Origin of the sequence: Undibacterium sp. Ren11W (assembly GCF_049340485.1) — a bacterium.
Taxonomy (GTDB): Bacteria; Pseudomonadota; Gammaproteobacteria; order Burkholderiales; family Burkholderiaceae_D; genus Undibacterium.
Genome location: NZ_JBMPPB010000006.1, coordinates 154431 through 173161, shown reverse-complemented (window position 1 = coordinate 173161; position 18731 = coordinate 154431). Strand labels below are relative to the sequence as shown.

The window sequence follows — 18731 nt, the reverse complement described above, 5'->3', positions numbered from 1 at the left end:
TCTTTAACGCAGGCTCATCAGGACTTCTGCATCAACGACATACAACTAGTGCGCTGACTGTCATTGGCTGGTAATTTAGAACAAATACCATCGAGTTGATTACGCAATTTTTGCAGCGTAGCCTGATGCTTTCCATCCTTACTCCATTCGACTATTTTTTTGCTCATTCGCTCCATGGCAGTCCGATTGCGTTCGAAGAAGGCATTTTCTGTGGTCGCCACTTCTGCCAGGACTTGTTGCGCGGTCTTTTCTATTCTGGCCTCGTCCATCGGACTCAACTCGATAATGCCATTGACATAGCTGACACCCCACTGCAAGCGTGTCGCTGGCCCTTTAGCCGCGTTGTAGGCTTGCTCATACCAATTAAGAGCAGTCGAATTATCCCCGCGTTTTTTGGCGTTGGCACCCAAACTCGACATGAAATAATAGGGCGAATGTGAGCGACTCAACTCTGCCTTCAACAAGACGTCGGAAGCATCGAGTAAATCGGCATCCGCTAAAGCATGCGCGGCAGCGTTGACGACCGACTGACGTTCATAGCTATCGGTGGTGGCCCGCTCTATCTGATTTACACGTTTTTCTACACTCTTTTGCAGAGACAGCTCAGGGCGCGCGCTGGCTAAGGTCGCAATAACAATCTGCCCGCTGATCGCACCTAAGCGATCGGTTTTAGATAGGCTGGTATCGTCGGCCAATTTAATCAAAGCGAGATTCCATGTCTGACTTAATTTACGACGCGGTTCGGTATTGACGGCTGTGAGAAATACTATGACCTCGCCAGGTGCCGCAGTAAAAAGATCGATATTTTCTCTGGCAACCCGACTCTCGGAGAGCGCTTTAATCACTTTGGCAAGCGCTTGCGGCTTATCGATCGCTGGCGCAGATTCAACAGGTTTAACACTAGCGCTAAGCACCAGTGCCTTCAGATACAGGCGCGTGGCACTGGCCTTGTCTGGGCAGGCGTCAGACAGGCGCAGCAAACTAGACGCTAAATCTTTACTACTAATGAGTTTTTGCTCAGGATCATCCCAAGAATAATCGGCTAATAAACTCCAATCCTCGACATTGAGTTTTTTGCTACCTGCCAAGGCCAGCTTCAAGGTATCGGACACCGATAGACTAGCGCTCATGGCGCGCGTCAGCACCTGCACGTAGCGCTCGGCGTCTACCTCGCCCGGCAAACGTGTGATTTCGCTACCATCAGGCTTAAATAAAATCATCGTAGGATAGCCGCGCACCTTAAAACGCGCCGCCAGCTTTTGCGCGCCAGGACTATCGCCATCGAGATAAACCGGTACGAAATGACGCGACTTATCGATGAAATCCGCGCGATTAAAGATAGTCGCTTTGACCTGATTACACGGCGGACACCAAACCGCGCCCCAATATAAAAACAGGGGCTTGTTATTGGCCTTTGCGAAAGCAAACGCAGCATCGACATCATTATCTTTGCGCCATTCTATGTCTGCGTGCACAGCGCTTTCAGACTTTGCAGAGATCGGATCTGCAGCAAAACTTGGATAAGCCAAAGCTAAGCTAGTGGCAACTACTATCGAAATTAATTTCATATCTCTGAACGTTTGTTGGGCAGGGTTGTTGCTAGCGCCATGTCATACTTAAGCGTACTCCTAGCTGGTACAATTTTGTGTAAGTTCTAAGTGTAACAAGAGTGCAGGAATGCGTTTGGATATTTTTTTCGCATCTGTTAACGCGCTGGCGGTAGTCTCAGCGAGAAACTAGTCGGCGATGGGTTTGGCTTTAATTTGACGAAAAAAATGAAATTGAAAATAAAAAAGCCTTGATTTCTCAAGGCTTTTTTACACTCTGATGCAACCTTCAACCAGAGTAATTTGGCGTCCCCAAGGGGATTCGAACCCCTGTACTCACCGTGAAAGGGTGATGTCCTAGGCCTCTAGACGATGGGGACAATGATCTGTCCGTATTACTGACCTGTTTGCTGCAAGCTAAATATTATTTAGCAATTTATGCCATGTCGACATAAATAAAAAAAGCCCCGACCTAACAGGGCTTTTTTAAACTTTGATTTAAAAAATCAAAGTAATTTGGCGTCCCCAAGGGGATTCGAACCCCTGTACTCACCGTGAAAGGGTGATGTCCTAGGCCTCTAGACGATGGGGACAATAATCTGTCCGTGTTACTGACCTTTTACAACTTGCTCTGCACTGAAACAAGCAAGAGCAATATTATATACCACTTTTCTTGATACTAGCAAACTACTTGCATTTAACTAGAGGCATGAAACTCTGCTTTGAACTGGTGGAGGTGAGCGGAATCGAACCGCTGACCTCTTGCATGCCATGCAAGCGCTCTACCAACTGAGCTACACCCCCAGCGCAAAACAGAAACGAGAGTATACCAATATTTCTCTCGTTTTGTAAAGGCTTAGTCGCGCTTATCTCGAACTATTCGGCGATTTTACTCAAACGCGCCAGAACCACTTCGCGCCCGAACAACTCAACGACCGCATCGATAGACGGGGTCTGCAATTGCCCCGTCAACAGCAAGCGCAAAGGCATCGCCAATTGCGGCATCTTGAGTGCAAACTTGGCCAGAATTTCTTTCATCATGATAGCCAAGGCAGCTTTATTCCACTCTACCGTTTGGCAGGCCTGCGCATACTCAAGCAAGGCGGGTAAAACAGCGGCATTGATGTGCTGCTCGCGCAAAGCAGCGTCAGCTTGTGGCTGGCGGTAGAACAGCATGGCAGCCAGGCCCAACTCCAAGGTGGTGTTGGCACGCTCTTTCATTAAACCGACCACCGCGGCAAGATCCGGGGCATTCTCAAATTCAGCTCCCAAACCCAACATCTGTTGGCGGATCAACTCTGCCAGTCTTTGATTATCGGCAGCCTTGATGTAATGATTATTCAGCCACGCCAGCTTCTCTGGATTGAATTGCGCCGCAGATCCCGACAAGTGACTAAGATCAAACCAGTTGCACATCTGCTCTATAGAAAACACCTCGTCATCGCCATGACTCCAACCCAGACGTGCCAGGTAATTGAGCATAGACTCAGGCAAGTAACCCTTATCGAGATAATCCATGACACTGACCGCATCACGACGCTTAGATAACTTCTGACCATCAGTACCAAGTATCATCGGTACATGGCCATAATGCGGCAGCTTAGCGCCTATCGCCAACAGAATATTAATCTGACGCGGGGTGTTGTTGACGTGGTCATCACCGCGTATCACGTGGGTGATTTGCATGTCATTATCATCGACCGCAACGCAAAAATTATAGGTAGGCGTGCCATCAGGGCGCGCAATCACTAGATCATCGAGTTCACGGTTGCTGATCGTAATCTGACCTTTAACCACATCGAGCCAGCTGACATCACCGTCCAGTGGATTTTTAAAACGAATGACGGGCTTACGATCGGCTGGTACCTGTGGCAGGACCTTGCCAGCCTCAGGACGCCAGGTGCCATCGTAGCGCGGCTTATCGCCTGCGATACGCTGACGTTCACGCATCGCTTCGACTTCGTCTGGCGAGGAATAGCAATGGTAGGCAGTGCCATCCGCTAACATCTTGGCCAGCACTTCGCGGTAACGCTCCATGCGTTTCATTTGATAAAACGGGCCTTCATCGTGCTGCAAACCGAGCCAACTCATACCATCCAAAATTGCCTGCACCGCCTCGGGGGTGGAACGTTCCAGATCGGTATCTTCTATCCGCAAGACAAAAGTACCGCCAAAGTGACGCGCGTAGGCCCAGCTAAACAAGGCGGTACGTGCGCCACCCACATGCAAATAGCCCGTCGGGCTAGGCGCGAAACGGGTGCGAACGGGAGTAGTTGGGATGGCTGCAGTCATGGGATGGTGCGCTAGCAAGGCGATAATCAAATACTTGGGCAAGTACAGAGATCAAAGGCGCGAGCAAGACGGTAAAAGTTAAAAGCGCCATTTTACCGTTTTCGGAGAGCAGATGATAGGCGCAGCCGGCCTAGGCAGTAGAACAATTGCACTGTGAAGCCTTGCGTCCGACACCTGCGTGTGGACGCAAGCACCTCAGACTTTAAACAAATCTGGATTAAGCGCAGCTGATGGCGCCTCTAATTCAAACTCGAGTCGCTGTGGATGCGTCAGGAGTAAAAAATGGCGTCCGGTGCAGCGTGAAAACAAGCTCATCCCGACCTGTTCAGCCACTTGCAGCCCCATCTCGGTGGTGCCGGAGCGCGATAACAAAACCGGTATACCCATTTGAGCCCCTTTAATCACCATCTCAGAGGTGAGCCGACCGGTGGTGTAAAAAATTTTATCGCCACCCTGCATATTATCTAGCCACATCTTGCCGGCAATCGCATCGACCGCATTATGGCGGCCGACATCTTCGACAAAATACAGTAAATCACCCTTAGCGGAAAACAGGGCGCAGGCATGCACAGAGCCGGCTTTTTTATAAATCGAAGGATGGGTGCGTATGCAGTCAATCACACGGTACAACGCAGATTGGGTGATTTTGGCATCGAGCGGCAAATGGATTTGATCGACTTCATCCATCAAGCCACCAAACACCGTGCCCTGCCCGCAACCCGTGGTCACCACCCGTTTGGCAGTGCGCTCTTCTATGTCGCTGACACCTTGATGCGTAGTTACCGCTACCGCATTCACCTCCCAGTCGACCTGCACCGCGGCGATCTCAATAAGCGAGCGTATCAGGCGTTGATTGCGCAAATATCCGAGGATTAAGGCTTCTGGATTCGCGCCTATCGTCATCAAAGTGAGTAACTCGCGCTTATCCAAATACACGGTAAGGGCACGCTCACAAGGAATCGAAATGATCGAGGAGCGGCCGCGCTCATCGAGCACCGTTACCTCTTTGGTCAGTGCCGTCTGGGATTGCGTCAGGCTAGGCAAGGTTGGCATAAGTCACTTAAGAAAGAGAATAAAGTAAGCACAGCAGATACTCACCCCCAGTATTATTTCAACACGCACGTACATCATGCGCAAATGACAGAATTAAAAAATATTTAAGGGGGGTATATATAAAGCCCTATTATTTATAATTCCTGAGCACGGCCTAAGAGAAACATTATTCAGATTAAAACACTTATTTCTTCAGCGAGTTAGCCGCAGGGCTAGCCGTAACCATCGCTGCGGATGCAGGCGTCGCAGCTGCAACTAGCGCAGGCACTGTAGGAGCGGCAACATACGGCCCAGGATCGGCACAAGCTGGCATCGCTAGAGGTGTAGGTGCCGCACTGCCCTTGGCTTTCAAATAACCTGCGGCCACTTTATCCTGGGCCTTACACAACTGATACGCACTCACTTTATCCGACCAGGCAGTCTTAGCTTTAGTCTCTGCGGCTTTTAACTTGGCCTCTTCGCTAGGCGCCGCTAATTTGGCAAAGCTGCTAGTGGCGAGGCCTAAACTGGCAATACAAAAACCGACGAACAAAATTATTTTTTTCATGTTGATTCCATCAAGCGCTCAAAGAGCTCACATTGGTAGTTTGAGCATTAGCGCTTACCTCGCTTTGCCCAGTAGCTTGCTCGCTTCGAATGCGTGCGATCTTGCCATTTTCTATATCGGCATACCAGGCTTCATGATGCTCCTTAGCCCAAGCGTCATCCACATAACCAGTACGCATAGAGGCGTAGGCCCCCTCCATACCTAGCGTACCGAGATAGATATGCCCCATCACCATAGATGCCGCCAAAATCGCAGCGACGACGTGAACGATATTGGCGATTTGCATATTGGCACGGCTATATTCCAAAGCAGGCACCAGCATATCGAGCACCAAACCGGATGCACTCACGACTAAACCAAGACCGACCACTGCGCCCCAGAATAAGATTTTTTCGCCGGCATTGAAGCGCCCAGAACTGACATGCTCGCCACTGATCAAGCCGCCAAATTTTGCTAGCCATGGCAGATCCGTGGCATTCGGTAAATTATCTTTGACGAATTTAATAAAGAATAAGATGATGGAAATGCTAAATATCGGCCCAACAAAATTGTGTATGTTTTTACACAAAAAAGCCAACCAGCCAAACAGAGTTAATCCAAACACAGGCAGTAACACGTGTTTGCCAAATAAAATGATGATGCCTGTTACAGCAAGCGAGGCAAAACTCAGCGCCATACTCCAATGCAAAGTTCGCTCGCCCGGCGTGAAGCGTTCGATCAAGCGACCAGTGAGCGCAGTCTGCAACTTAATCTCGCCACGCCAGAAATAAAAGCCCGCGATCATTGTGGCAACGATCAGCAATATCCAGCCACCTATCATAGTCAAAGGGCCATTGCGATATTGACGCCATGCTTCGCCCGCAGTGGTCGCCCTCGCCTGCCCGGGAAATTGCGTTTTACCCTGTATCAAAACACCCGCCTCTAATGCCGGCAAACTGGAGTAGTGTTTTGTGCCGTCGTTGACGAGTCGAAAAGTAGGCGCCGCATTACCCGGTTGATCGCGACTACGTTCGGCTTGATTTTGCTTAAGAATATCAATAGAGTCGACCGCCCCCAAATTGCCGGACGCGACCACGGCACTGGCACTTGCGGACGGGGCGCTGACAGCGGCGTTCTGCGCGACGGCCAAACTGGCAGTAGTGCTGGCCCACACAAGGCTCAAAACGGCAAATAAAGTTTTCATGTCAACTCGCAATTAAATTCCATCCTAGTTGGTCTTGAGATACTCGTTTTGGTTCTGCCCGCGACTACGAATTTGCGCTCGCCAACTCTCTTCATTGCCTGCCGTCCAACCTGCAACCACATACTCGTTTTTCGCTCCAGCCCACGCCTTTTCACCGCGCGAGCCGGTCTTATTACTCAATGCTTGATTGCGTTCACCACAAGCAGTCAGGCTCAGCAACAAAACTAAGCCCATAGTCGTCACCCCCGCCAGCCCTTTCAGACTCTTCACGGTTTTCATAATTTTTTCTCGGTAGATACAAGCTCCGGCTTGGCGTCGGAATTTGGTGCTTTGCCGTAGGCTGTGCCCCAACCCCACACCTCACTGCCTTTACCGCGTCGCACCACGCGATTACGGAAAATATCCGAGATCACATCGCCGTCGCCACCCAACAAGGCCTTGGTAGAACACATTTCTGCGCACAGAGGTAATTTACCTTCAGACAAGCGATTACGGCCATACTTTTCAAATTCAGCTTGCGAACCATCTTCTTCGGGCCCGCCGGAACAGAAAGTACATTTATCCATCTTGCCGCGCAAACCGAAAGCGCCATTCGAAGGGAATTGCGGCGCGCCAAACGGGCAGGCATAAGAGCAATAACCACAACCTATGCAGATATCCTTATTATGCAAAACCACGCCTTCGTCGGTGCGATAAAAACAGTCGACCGGACACACTGCCATACACGGCGCATCCGAACAGTGCATACAGGCCACCGACATCGATTTTTCTTGTCCTATCACGCCGTCGTTGACAGTCACGACACGACGACGATTCACGCCCCAAGGCACTTCATTTTCATTCTTACAGGCGGTTACGCAGCCATTACATTCGATGCAACGCTCTGAGTCGCAGATAAACTTCATTCTTGCCATTTTATTCTCCTGTCCCGGTCCGATTAAGCCGTGAATTTTTCGATGTTGCAGATCGTCGTCTTGGTTTCCTGCATCATGGTGACGGAATCGTAACCATAGGTGGTTGCCGTATTCACCGCTTCACCTCGTACGATAGGCATTGCCCCTTCAGGATAAAATTCTTTCATATCCTTACCTTGCCACCAGCCGGAAAAATGGAAGGGAATAAACGCAGTACCGGCATCTACCCGCGGCGTAACCAGGGCTTTGACCTTGATACGCGCGCCAGTCGGGGTCGACACAATCACGAACTCGCCATCACGGATGCCACGATCGGCCGCTGCTTTAGGATTTATCTCAACGAAATTTTCTTGCTGCAATTCAGCCAGCCAAGGATTAGATCGCGTCTCTTCACCGCCGCCCTCATATTCGACCAAACGACCCGAGGTCAGCACGATAGGGAATTTCTCATGCATCTTGGTCTCAACATTCTTCTGCTGCACCGATTTGTACAAGGTAGGCAAACGCCAGAAAGATTTTTTATCGTCATGCGTAGGGTATTTCGCCACCAGATCAGGACGAGTCCCGAACAAAGGTTCGCGATGCAACGGCACCGGATCAGGGAAGTTCCAGACCACCGCTCGCGCCTTGGCGTTCCCAAAAGGATAGCAACCATGCACCTTCATTACCACACGTTGAATACCGCCTGACATATCAGTTTTCCAATTTTTTCCTTCCGCCGCTTTTTGCTCGGCTTCGGTCAAGTCACTCCACCACCCTAATTTTTTCAATAGCACGTGATCAAACTCGGGATAGCCAGTTGTGATGTCAGAACCCAAAGAATGGGAGCCATCTTCAGCCAGCAAACTGACACCTTCGCGCTCTACCCCAAAGTTGGCGCGGAAATTACCGCCGCCATCCATTACGTGCTTGGAGGTATCGTAAAGATTCGGTGTGCCTGGATGTTTCAACTCAGGTGTGCCATAACAAGGCCAAGGCAGTCCAAAATAATCACCAGTCATATCGTAACCAGTGATGGCATCCTTACCGCCCTTGCATTTGAGGGTTTTCACATCAAACAAATGCATATTGCGCATATGCGACTTGATGCGATCCGGTGATTGCCCGGTGTAACCGATAGTCCAGGTACCGCGATTAATTTCTTGCAGCATCGATTCAGGTTCAGGCTCCATCATGCCGCCTTTTCCTGGCACCAATTTGAGTTTGGCCACCAGCTCTTTTCCAAAGCCGAGTTTTTCCGCCAACTGATACATGATCATGTGATCGGTACGCGACTCGAACAAGGGTTCTATGACTTGCTCGCGCCATTGTATTGAGCGATTCGAGGCGGTGACCGAACCCGAAGTTTCAAATTGGGTAGCTGCTGGCAATAAATACACTTGTCTATTGATATTTAATTCCTGGCCTTCAGTCGTCATCGCCGCCATCGCAGCAGTCGCGGACGGGTACGGGTCGATTACCACCAGTAAATCTAGCTTATCAAAGGCTTTTTTCATCTCCAGACCACGGGTTTGTGAGTTTGGAGAATGGCCCCAGAACACCATCGCCTTGACACTGTTTTCCTGATCGATCAGTTCGCTTTTTTCGAGTACCGCGTCGATCCAGCGCGACACTGTCGTGCCGGATTTTTCCATCATGGCTTGCGAAGGATATTGCTTCTTCACCCATTCATAGTCGACACCCCAAACATTGCACCAATGTTTCCAGGCACCAGTTGCCAAACCATAGTAGCCAGGCAAAGAATCAGGATTCGGGCCAACGTCGGTGGCACCCTGAACGTTATCGTGACCTCGGAAAATGTTCGTGCCGCCACCGGATTTTCCGACATTTCCTAAGGCAAGTTGTAACAGGCAGGAGGCCCGGACGATGGCGTTACCAATACTGTGTTGGGTTTGCCCCATGCACCAGACTACCGTAGATGGGCGATTTTTCGCCATGGTTTCGGCCGCTTTGAAAACTTCGGCTTCCGGCACACCACAAGCCTCTTCGACTTTTTCCGGCGTCCACTTCATGACTTCTTCTTTGACCTTTTCCATCCCATACACACGGTCATTGATGTACTGCTTATCTTCCCAGCCATTTTTAAAAATGTGATACAACATGCCGTACAGGTAGGGAATATCAGAGCCTGAACGTATCCGCACATATTGGTCGGACTTGGCGGCGGTACGTGTATAACGAGGATCGACCACGATCATCTTGCAGCCATTTTCTTTGGCGTGCAGCATGTGCAGCATAGAGACCGGATGCGCTTCTGCCGCATTCGAGCCTATATACATCGCGGCCTTGGAATTTTGCATGTCGTTGTAACTATTCGTCATCGCCCCATAGCCCCAGGTATTTGATACCCCGGCTACTGTCGTCGAGTGACAGATACGCGCTTGATGATCGGTATTATTGGTTCCATAAAACGAGACAAATTTACGCAGCAAAGCAGCTTGTTCATTATTGTGCTTGGAAGAGCCAACGAAGAAAGCCGAATCCGGACCGGAGACTTTCTTAATATCTAATAATTTTGCAGAAATTTCTGATAAGGCCTGATCCCAGCTAATGCGCTGATATTTGCCATTGATCAGTTTCATCGGGTACTTCAGCCTGTATTCGCCGTGCCCGTGCTCACGCAATGCGGCACCTTTGGCACAGTGTGCACCGAGATTAATCGGCGAATCAAATACTGGCTCCTGCCTTACCCATACCCCATTTTCCACCACCGCGTCTACCGCGCAACCAACCGAGCAATGTGTGCAGACGGTACGCCGCACTTCTATCTTACTGCCAGCGTCCTTTGCACCAACGGCAGCCTTAGCTTTTTGTATCAAGCCCAACTGTGAGGCGGCAATACCAGCCCCCACACCAATACCCGAGCGCTTCAAAAAACCGCGTCTGTCCATGGTCGGTAAGGCACGCGACAAAGTGTCTGCGAGACTAGATGAAAAACGATTTTGTGCGCGCGATCCGGCGTCACCCTTGCGAGATAACAACATGGCTTACCCCGTTGGTCAGATGGTTGTAGTGCGGTAGTATTTTTTGACATGCTCGGTCAGGCGATAACCATCGCCTTCAGGCTCACTGGCAACAATTACGTCATTCATTGATTTTTGCGGGCTTGCCGTGACTTTTACCGCCACGATTGCTGCGGCCGCCGCACCTAATCCAACTAACAGACCACGTCGTTTGATTTTCTGTTCCATTTTTATCTCTTTCTAGCGCGATAATAAGGTTAGAGGCAGATCGTCAAAAACTGACTGATAGGGTTTGCATACTGCATACCGTGCCTCCGCGTCACTCTGTGCTTATTGGGCACCTTACTGTACAAATTTTTGAGCAGGTTAAACAACATTTTCTAAATATAGCTTACTTGCATCATATTACAAGAAATTGCCCAACGAACATTAATTTACAATGAAACCTTTTCATCTCCGCAACACCATAACTAAAAATACTTACTATTGGCTTTCATTCGATCGAAAATTTCAGGGCAAGATCTCAGTCCATATCAAAGGCCTGCATCTCCACTTCAAAAAATACCTTACTCAATCCAGCCAACGCTGCATAAAATTTTGCATTTGGATGACTGCTAATCGCATCGCACAGATTCAAAATCCAAGTTTGCATATGTGTGCCAAAGAATTTTTTTTGATTCAGCACATTCGCTTGTAAAACATCATCCGAGGCGATCAGGTAGCGCATCACCTCACATAGTGAGGCAATGTGATCCTCGCTTTCAGTAATAGCGTCGGCTCTTTGTAAACCCATTTGTGCCAGATCGGTGCGTAAAGCCGCTAGAGGTTTCTCCATCAAAAAACCGCTCAGGTAATAGGAGCCATACAACATCACTTCAGGTTTGCCGACACCAATAAAAAGCTGCTCATACTCCTCTCTCAGTGCTTCGGCATTAGCAATGCGCGCAGCCTCCACCAATACGGCCCATGCGGCACCAAGCACTCCCTCTCCATTGGTCTGCGCAGAAGACAATGTCGCCAATAATGCGCTCGATGGTGGCGCATAAAACAAAGTCGCTAGCAAACCATATAGATCGGCCCTCGCTGTTTCTTCGCCGTGATCCTGAGTTTCAAATTTAATAGCGTGTGCAGATGTCATTGAAGCTTTCTTTTTTTCTCAACTAAATTCCTAGAAATAATCAGGTAATTAATGCGGCCGACTTAATTCCTTAGTCTGCATCATATCGATCACGCGGCAATCCGAACACATTTTTAGCCTATCAAGATTGCCGGAAAAAGCACCGTGCCCAGCGAGTTTGAGTAACATAGTCTCCATCATTTTCGCTGTGGCAAACGGAGTCTGGCACTTTATACAATGGAAGGCTTGCGCCTCGTTCAATACGCGCGCCTCACTGGCGACATCAGTGAGCAATAATCGCGGCAGCAATTGAATCGCATTCTCGGGGCAAGTTTTCTCACAAAGACCACACTGGACGCAATTACGCTCAATAAAGCGCAATTGCGGTGCATTTGCATTATCCATCAAGGCCGAGGACGGGCATGCGCCGACACAGGACATGCAAAGCGTACAGGCGTCCTTATTGATCTTCACTTCCCCGTACATAGCACCCTTGCCTTTTGGCAAAGCAATTTCTTCCGCTTTAACGGGCGCATGCTTATACAAATGCTCAAGCGCAAAATCGAGAGTTCCCCGTTTTTCAGCCGCGACATTAAATAGCGCTGTGACTGCAGGAGTCTGAGCTTGCTGCATGCCAAATAAGGCCTGATCTAATTGCGCCACGCTTTCTGCTTGAATTAGATGAAAATGCTGACCCACGTAGCCCAAACCAGTCAAAATAGTTTGCGCCACTTCCATCTGATTTTGCACGGCTTGTCGGTACTCTTGAGCTTCTTCGTCAGTCATTAGCACGGCGATATTGCTAGCACCAAAGGCTATCGCTGCCATCCACAAGTCAATACCAAGCGAGGCCGTATGATGTAAATCCACAGGTATCACATGCGCTGGCAAGCCTCTTCCTTTTTTCGCGGCATTTTGCCCAGTTTGCAGCAACAACTCAGCGCCCTGCTGCTTGCTATGAAACAATAGCGCTGGCGCTTTACCGCCAGCTTTAGCATAAGTAGAAAGCAAAGTTTTTAGTCGCAAACCTTGATCTACTGGACGCAAATACGCATAACTCATAGCGCCCGTCGGACACACCGTAGTGCATGCACCACAACCGGCGCAAAGATTAGGATCAACCAAAACCTTATCGCCCTTGGAACTGATCGCTGCCGTTGAGCAGACATCGATGCAGGCATTACAGCCAGTTTTTGCGCTACGGCTGTGCGCGCATAACTTTTCTTTGTAGGTGAAAAATTTTGGTTTCTCAAACTCACCCACCATTTGCGTCATGCGTAAAACCGCATCAAATTGCTCATCCAAATCCTTGCCCGGAGCAAAGTAGCCTTGCGGGGACTGCGACATGCGCAGCAAAGGCTGAGCTGATAAATCCAAAATCAAATCAAATTCGGAACTTCTTGCAATTTGTGTGCGGTTAAAATCGATGGCACCAATAGCGCCACAGGCTTTGACGCAATCAAGGTGATTACTGCATTTATTCAAATCAATTTGATAAGAAAAATCGATTGCGCTTTCTGGACATACTTCTATGCAAGCATTGCATCGGGTGCAGCTTTCCAGATCGATAGGGTTGGCTTGTTGCCACTTCACCTTAAAAGCACCCAGATAGCCAGAGATAGCAATTTGGGCTCCTGAAAACACCGGGAAACTTCTAGCATTCAAACGTTCATTACCGCTTACGCCATCAGTCAGTAACACGTTCACATCCAACTGTGTCGCCAGACGTTTCGCCCATGCCAAGGCCTGTTGCGCCCCGCCTATGATTAATAGATTACCGCCCGAGCGATAACTTACAGTTGGAACCGGCTCTGGATCTGGCAAAGCAGCGGCCGCTAGCAATGCAGCCATTTTTGGCAGCGCCAAGTTAGATTGTTTAGACCACCCAGCAGTTTCTCGAATATTCACAAAGCGTAGCGGTGCCACCGAGTGCTGGGCCAATTCCGAGAATAGGGCTCGCTCCTGACTGCAGCCAACCACGACATCATCTGCGCCCTTGATCGCATCCAGATAGACCCCAGTTTCACGTCTACAAAGAGCGTCACTGACAGTGACTGCCTCTGTACCCAAAAACTGTTTCAACTCAATGGCGGAGCCCGCATCAAGTGGCATCGTTTTATTGCAACTACAAATTTTAAATTGGGTACTCATACCTGAATCGGGTCTTTATCGTTATAGTTGGCTAAATACGTTGCATCGACCTTTGTTTTAAGTTCGTCCTCAAGCTCAACGTTCTGCAACGCTACCGGGGTTGAAGCTATATCCGGTAAGGCAATTAAATCGAGATTAACAGTCTCATTTGACGATTCTGAAGGTTCAGAAGGCTCTACTACACGCTGCAATAAGCTCTGCAGAGGCTGGGCCAGTTGTCGCAATGGATTCAACAACATCTCTGCATGACGCAAACTACCTAACATTCCTTCCGGGAGCGGATCAGGTTGACTGTAATCAGCAACGTAAATATCCAAACCATCCATGACATTAAAATGCGGATTGGTAAATAGTTTTTTCATCGCGGAACGCCGCACCGATTCATCCACGCCATCACGCATGAACACTGAAAAGTCTGACTCTGCATGGAGCTGCTCCACATCATGCATTTGCGGCAAGGGCGGCGATTCTGCGACCTGCGCCTCTTTTGTACCATTGTCTACAGCTAACTGTGGACTGGCTAGCGGGTCCGTAGTCTTGCATTCTGCTTTATTTTTCGCTTTAGACCAGCGATTGAAGAACTCCTCCGCAGCCATACCTAACCCCGATCCATTTCAGCGCGTGCCATTTTATCTACACCAGCACCACCTTCAAATGAAGGGCGTTTGCGTTTTTTCTTAATTTCTGGCTGAAAATATTCCTGAGTATATGCAGCCAACCATGACGCGATTTCCTCGGAAAGTTCCAGAGTTTCGACTTGCTCCCCAGCGTCCATCCAGCGCGCTGCCTCATTATAGGAGAGCGTGATGGCCTTAGGAACGGCCAATTCCTCACCGCCCACCGGCTCCATTCTCCACATCACAAACCAACAGGGCATATCCGCGCTGAGATTTAAGAAGTAGCCAGGAGTTTCGTCGACAAAGAGCTCAACGGAAAAACCCGACGACACACAACGACCGGTTTGCATATCAAATTGCAGACTCGCTACATTAACATTTTCAAGCTCAAGAGCAATCGATGTGATCGGTAGTATCTCCATCAACTTCCATTGAAAAGATTGCCAGCGATTTTGCAAAATTTCACGCTGCATCACGATGCTGACAGCAAAAGGAAGCGAGGTATTTTTATCCATAGCTGCTAGTATTGCAGAGTACAGAAAGTTTAGTCCAGAGAATTAAAATCACCTATGCAATTTAAATCCCCCCTCCCCATCCGCGATGGCGTTGCAGCGAGTTATCTATGGCTTCCGGAAGGACGCTGGAACAATATGCTGGAATTTTTGCTAGCGCAATTTCCTGATGTACAGGAATCCACCTGGCGTCTGCGCATGGAAAAAAATGAACTTCTGGACGCTCAGGGGAATACGTTACAAGCAAACAGCGTGGCAAAACGTGGAATGTGTATTTTTTACTACCGTGAATTGCAGGCCGAAACAGCCATTCCTTTTGAAGCACGTATCATTCACCAAGATAAACACCTACTAGTAGTCGACAAACCACATTTTTTACCCGTAACACCAGGCGGTCGTTTTTTGCACGAAACGCTACTCGTTCGCCTAAAGAAAACACTTAAACTGGAACATCTGACTCCCATCCATAGGCTGGATAGAGAAACCGCCGGCGTCATCCTGTTTTCATGTGAGCCAACAAGCCGTGGAATTTATCAGCGCTTATTTCAACAGCGCGCTATCCAAAAAACCTACCACGCTCTGGCCCCGCACTTGCCCAACCTGCACTTCCCACTAATCTATCGCAGCCATATGCTGGAAAGCGAACAATTTTTTGTCATGCAGGAAGGCATAGGAAACACAAATTCTGAAACCGAGATCGATATCATAGAACGTCGCGGTGAATTAAGCCTCTATCGACTACACCCAAGCACAGGAAAAAAACATCAGTTACGCGTCCATTTAGCCAGCTTAGGTGCCCCCATAGTCAACGATAGCTTTTATCCCATAGCGCTCCCCTGCAAAGGCGATGACTTCTCTAGACCGTTAAAACTACTAGCAAAGTCCATTTCTTTTACCGATCCGATTAACGCTGAAATACGCCACTTCGAAAGCCAACAAAGTCTGTAATCACAGCATAAGTGGCCACAGCAGATGCATGGCCAGCGACAAATCTATTGACAGTACTGAACAGCCAGAGTAATATCTTGCTCTTCGGAGTGTGGCGCAGTCCGGTAGCGCACCTGGTTTGGGACCAGGGGGTCCAAGGTTCGAATCCTTGTACTCCGACCAAATTTTAAGGATCATCGAGATAAAACTTGGTGATCCTTTTTAATTTACAAAATTTCAGAAATTTGTTTTTAAACAAGTTTCGCATCAGTTTCGGAGTGTGGCGCAGTCCGGTAGCGCACCTGGTTTGGGACCAGGGGGTCCAAGGTTCGAATCCTTGTACTCCGACCAAATAAAAAGGATAGTCGAGTTAATTCTCTACTATCCTTTTTTCTTATTTGCATATCTATCGACATCCGCGCTAGTTAATTCAGCATTGCGCATTCACACCACAAATCTAGCCACGATCCGGATTGTCTCACCCACAGTACTAACTTGATGGAACGTTACTTTTTTGGCTTGATCTAAGGTGCTCATTTCTGGCAAGTCAAAGAGACCTGCGCCATCACCAAGTATTTTTGGCGCAAGGTAGATCAGCAGCTCATCTACGCAACCCTGCTCTATTAAAGCGCCATTTAGTTTTGCGCCCGCTTCAACATGCAACTCATTGATTTGCCGCCGACCAAGCTCTAGCATTAATTCTTTAAGATCAACCTGACCCGATTGATTTCCCAACATTAAGAGCTCAGCCCCGACACTTTGCAGCACAGCACGCTTTCCCACATCCTCATTGGCATAGACCACCGTCGCACCACCGTCTTGAAACATTTTCGAGGATGGACAAATGCGTAAATTACTATCCACGACAATTTTCTTAGGCTGATGCGAGTTAGTTACCGCCCGCACATTCATTTGTGGATCATCTGCCAACACAGTGCCTATACCGGTCAAGATTGCATCTGCTCGGGCGCGCCAGAAATGCCCATCCTGACGCGCTTCAGGAGCGGTAATCCATTGGCTATGTCCATTTGGCAATGCAGTGCGTCCGTCTAAGCTTGCTGCAACTTTCATTCGCACCCAAGGCCGCCCAGTCTCCATACGCTTGAAAAAACCAATATTCAACTCTCTGGCTTGGTCGCCTAATAAGCCAGACTCAACCAATATTCCAGCATCGCGCAATAAAGAAAAACCACGGCCCGCAACTTGTGGATTGGCGTCTTGAATAGCCGCAACAACGCGTCGGACTCCGGCATCAATTAAGGCATTCGCGCAAGGTGGAGTGCGTCCAAAATGACTGCAAGGCTCTAGCGTCACATAGACAGTGGCCCCACGCACATCGATACCGCGCCGAGCAGCATCACGCATAGCTTGTACCTCAGCATGCGCCTGACCAAGGGCTTGCGTCCACCCTTCGCCAATGACTACCTTATCTTTGACCAGAACGCAGCCGACTTTGGGGTTCGGAGATGTGGCCATCGTGGCACGGGAAGCGAGTTCCAATGCCCTCTGCATGAATCCAAGATCCGCCTCAACATCCGTCACCGCCATCATCACACTCGCCACTCTCACCATTAAGTATTTTGTATCGTAATATTCGGAAACTTACTTGTCATGTCCTTAGCCTTCTCAGCTACTTTGATCGCCAATTTGCGCGCAATTTCTTTATAAATCAACGCAATTTTTCCATCAGGATCGGCGACTACAGTAGGTTTTCCGGAATCGGCCTGCTGACGAATTTCCATCGTAAGCGGCAACCCACCAAGAAAATCGACACCATATTCTGCGCACATTTTTTCGCCGCCACCCTCTCCAAAAATAGCTTCGGCATGTCCGCAATTGGAACAAATATGGGTGCTCATATTTTCGACTATACCCAAAATAGGGATACCAACTTTTTCAAACATTTTCAAACCCTTACGCGCATCCAGCAGGGCGATATCTTGAGGTGTGGTGACGATCACAGCGCCAGTCACAGGTACTTTTTGCGACAAGGTCAACTGCACGTCACCGGTGCCCGGTGGCATATCGACGATCAGGTAATCAAGATCGCGCCAATTGGTCTGCTCCAGCAATTGCTGCAAAGCCTGAGTGACGATAGGGCCACGCCATACCATAGGCTCGTCCGGATCAATCATAAAACCAATAGAAGATACTTGTAGGCCATGATTTTCCAAAGGCTCCATAGTCTTGCCATCGATGGTTTCCGGACGCCCGGAAATACCCATCATCATTGGTTGAGAAGGTCCATAAATATCTGCATCCAAAATACCTACCGCAGCACCTTCGGCGGCCAACGCCAGCGCCAGATTCACAGCAGTGGTGGATTTACCCACACCACCTTTGCCGGATGCGACCGCAATAATATTTTTTACGTTAGGCATCAACTTAATGCCGCGCTGGACAGCATGTGCAACGATTTTCGAACTCACATTGACACTGACGTTGCCCATTCCAGGCAAAGTACGTAAAGCAGAAATCACACTCTTACGTATTAAATCAAACTGACTCTTGGCGGGATAAGCCAACTCCACATCGAGCGCCACATCAGCACCATCAAGTTTAATGTTTTTAGCTGACTTGGATGAAATCAAATCTTTATTCGTATTTGGATCTATGACCAGGGATAAGGCGGCTTTGATATCTTCTAATGTAGCACTCATGCAATTCTCCGTTAAAGTGCTGTTAGTCTAGCGCAATTATGCCGAAAAACAGGGATAGCCTTGCGAAATGTAGGCGTTTTAACGCATTCGAAATACTCATTTCTCCTGCGATCAAGTTGCAAAATAAAGCGAGAAAAACAGACGAAATTACAATTTTCATTCATAAATAAAAATGCCTCCTCACTTAAAGAGTGACGAGGCATTTTGCAAGAAAATAAGGAATAACGCTAAACTATAATTAGCGCCAA

16 protein-coding genes and 5 tRNA genes are annotated in these 18731 nt (G+C 48.8%); 3 read left to right on the top strand and 18 right to left on the bottom strand.

Features of this window, described 5'->3' with window-relative positions; all coding sequences use genetic code 11:
- Nucleotides 1-17: 17 nt before the first annotated feature.
- From ACO0K8_RS14960 to ACO0K8_RS14885, 16 genes are all read right to left on the bottom strand, one after another.
- Nucleotides 18-1568, bottom strand: coding sequence for a thioredoxin family protein (locus ACO0K8_RS14960; protein ID WP_422947457.1), 1551 nt, complete (start codon nucleotides 1566-1568; stop codon nucleotides 18-20).
- Between the two features lie 283 nt (nucleotides 1569-1851).
- Nucleotides 1852-1927 (bottom strand) — tRNA-Glu (locus tag ACO0K8_RS14955).
- A 137-nt stretch (nucleotides 1928-2064) separates the two neighbouring features.
- Nucleotides 2065-2140, bottom strand: a tRNA-Glu gene (locus tag ACO0K8_RS14950).
- A 135-nt stretch (nucleotides 2141-2275) separates the two neighbouring features.
- A tRNA-Ala gene (locus ACO0K8_RS14945) sits at nucleotides 2276-2351 on the bottom strand.
- 72 nt (nucleotides 2352-2423) lie between these two features.
- Nucleotides 2424-3839: a glutamate--tRNA ligase gene (gene gltX, locus ACO0K8_RS14940; RefSeq protein ID WP_422947456.1), complete on the bottom strand. Its 1416-nt coding sequence runs from the start codon at nucleotides 3837-3839 to the stop codon at nucleotides 2424-2426.
- A 195-nt stretch (nucleotides 3840-4034) separates the two neighbouring features.
- Nucleotides 4035-4892 carry a formate dehydrogenase accessory sulfurtransferase FdhD gene (locus ACO0K8_RS14935; protein ID WP_422947455.1) on the bottom strand — a complete coding sequence of 286 codons (858 nt, stop codon included), beginning with the start codon at nucleotides 4890-4892 and terminating at the stop codon, nucleotides 4035-4037.
- A gap of 184 nt (nucleotides 4893-5076) precedes the next feature.
- On the bottom strand, nucleotides 5077-5439 hold the full coding sequence (locus tag ACO0K8_RS14930) for a hypothetical protein (protein ID WP_422947454.1): 363 nt from the start codon (nucleotides 5437-5439) through the stop codon (nucleotides 5077-5079).
- Nucleotides 5440-5449: 10 nt separating this feature from the next.
- On the bottom strand, nucleotides 5450-6622 hold the full coding sequence (locus ACO0K8_RS14925; protein ID WP_422947453.1) for a formate dehydrogenase subunit gamma: 1173 nt from the start codon (nucleotides 6620-6622) through the stop codon (nucleotides 5450-5452).
- Between the two features lie 24 nt (nucleotides 6623-6646).
- Nucleotides 6647-6901: a hypothetical protein gene (locus ACO0K8_RS14920; RefSeq protein ID WP_422947452.1), complete on the bottom strand. Its 255-nt coding sequence runs from the start codon at nucleotides 6899-6901 to the stop codon at nucleotides 6647-6649.
- Nucleotides 6898-7536, bottom strand: coding sequence for a formate dehydrogenase FDH3 subunit beta (gene fdh3B, locus ACO0K8_RS14915; protein ID WP_422947451.1), 639 nt, complete (start codon nucleotides 7534-7536; stop codon nucleotides 6898-6900). The genes ACO0K8_RS14920 and fdh3B overlap by 4 nt, the downstream gene beginning before the upstream one ends.
- A gap of 23 nt (nucleotides 7537-7559) precedes the next feature.
- Nucleotides 7560-10520: a formate dehydrogenase subunit alpha gene (locus ACO0K8_RS14910; protein WP_422947450.1), complete on the bottom strand. Its 2961-nt coding sequence runs from the start codon at nucleotides 10518-10520 to the stop codon at nucleotides 7560-7562.
- A gap of 15 nt (nucleotides 10521-10535) precedes the next feature.
- Nucleotides 10536-10727: a hypothetical protein gene (locus tag ACO0K8_RS14905; protein ID WP_422947449.1), complete on the bottom strand. Its 192-nt coding sequence runs from the start codon at nucleotides 10725-10727 to the stop codon at nucleotides 10536-10538.
- A 295-nt stretch (nucleotides 10728-11022) separates the two neighbouring features.
- Nucleotides 11023-11637, bottom strand: a complete 615-nt coding sequence (locus ACO0K8_RS14900) for a TorD/DmsD family molecular chaperone (RefSeq protein WP_422947448.1) — start codon at nucleotides 11635-11637, stop codon at nucleotides 11023-11025.
- Between the two features lie 48 nt (nucleotides 11638-11685).
- A complete protein-coding gene (locus ACO0K8_RS14895) occupies nucleotides 11686-13767 on the bottom strand; it encodes a 4Fe-4S binding protein (RefSeq protein WP_422947447.1) in 2082 nt (693 codons plus the stop codon).
- Entirely contained in the window at nucleotides 13764-14363 is a 600-nt protein-coding gene (locus tag ACO0K8_RS14890) for a DUF3306 domain-containing protein (protein WP_422947446.1), read from the bottom strand. Before ACO0K8_RS14890 ends, ACO0K8_RS14895 begins: the two co-directional genes overlap by 4 nt.
- Nucleotides 14364-14365: 2 nt before the next feature.
- A complete protein-coding gene (locus tag ACO0K8_RS14885; RefSeq protein ID WP_422947445.1) occupies nucleotides 14366-14899 on the bottom strand; it encodes a DUF3305 domain-containing protein in 534 nt (177 codons plus the stop codon).
- A 54-nt stretch (nucleotides 14900-14953) separates the two neighbouring features.
- Between ACO0K8_RS14885 and ACO0K8_RS14880 the strand changes: the two genes are divergently transcribed.
- The 3 genes from ACO0K8_RS14880 to ACO0K8_RS14870 all read left to right on the top strand — a co-directional run bounded on the left by ACO0K8_RS14880 (nucleotide 14954) and on the right by ACO0K8_RS14870 (nucleotide 16174).
- The gene (locus tag ACO0K8_RS14880) at nucleotides 14954-15844 is read left to right on the top strand and encodes a pseudouridine synthase (protein WP_422947444.1); all 891 of its coding nucleotides are present in this window, start codon (nucleotides 14954-14956) and stop codon (nucleotides 15842-15844) included.
- 85 nt (nucleotides 15845-15929) lie between these two features.
- Nucleotides 15930-16006: transfer RNA gene (locus ACO0K8_RS14875), tRNA-Pro, on the top strand.
- A 91-nt stretch (nucleotides 16007-16097) separates the two neighbouring features.
- Nucleotides 16098-16174 (top strand) — tRNA-Pro (locus ACO0K8_RS14870).
- A 93-nt stretch (nucleotides 16175-16267) separates the two neighbouring features.
- Here the strand turns inward: ACO0K8_RS14870 and ribD are convergent.
- Both ribD and apbC read right to left on the bottom strand, forming a co-directional pair.
- Nucleotides 16268-17395 carry a bifunctional diaminohydroxyphosphoribosylaminopyrimidine deaminase/5-amino-6-(5-phosphoribosylamino)uracil reductase RibD gene (ribD, locus tag ACO0K8_RS14865; protein WP_422947443.1) on the bottom strand — a complete coding sequence of 376 codons (1128 nt, stop codon included), beginning with the start codon at nucleotides 17393-17395 and terminating at the stop codon, nucleotides 16268-16270.
- A complete protein-coding gene (gene apbC / locus ACO0K8_RS14860; RefSeq protein ID WP_422947442.1) occupies nucleotides 17395-18483 on the bottom strand; it encodes an iron-sulfur cluster carrier protein ApbC in 1089 nt (362 codons plus the stop codon). The genes ribD and apbC overlap by 1 nt, the downstream gene beginning before the upstream one ends.
- Between the last annotated feature and the right edge of the window lie 248 nt (nucleotides 18484-18731).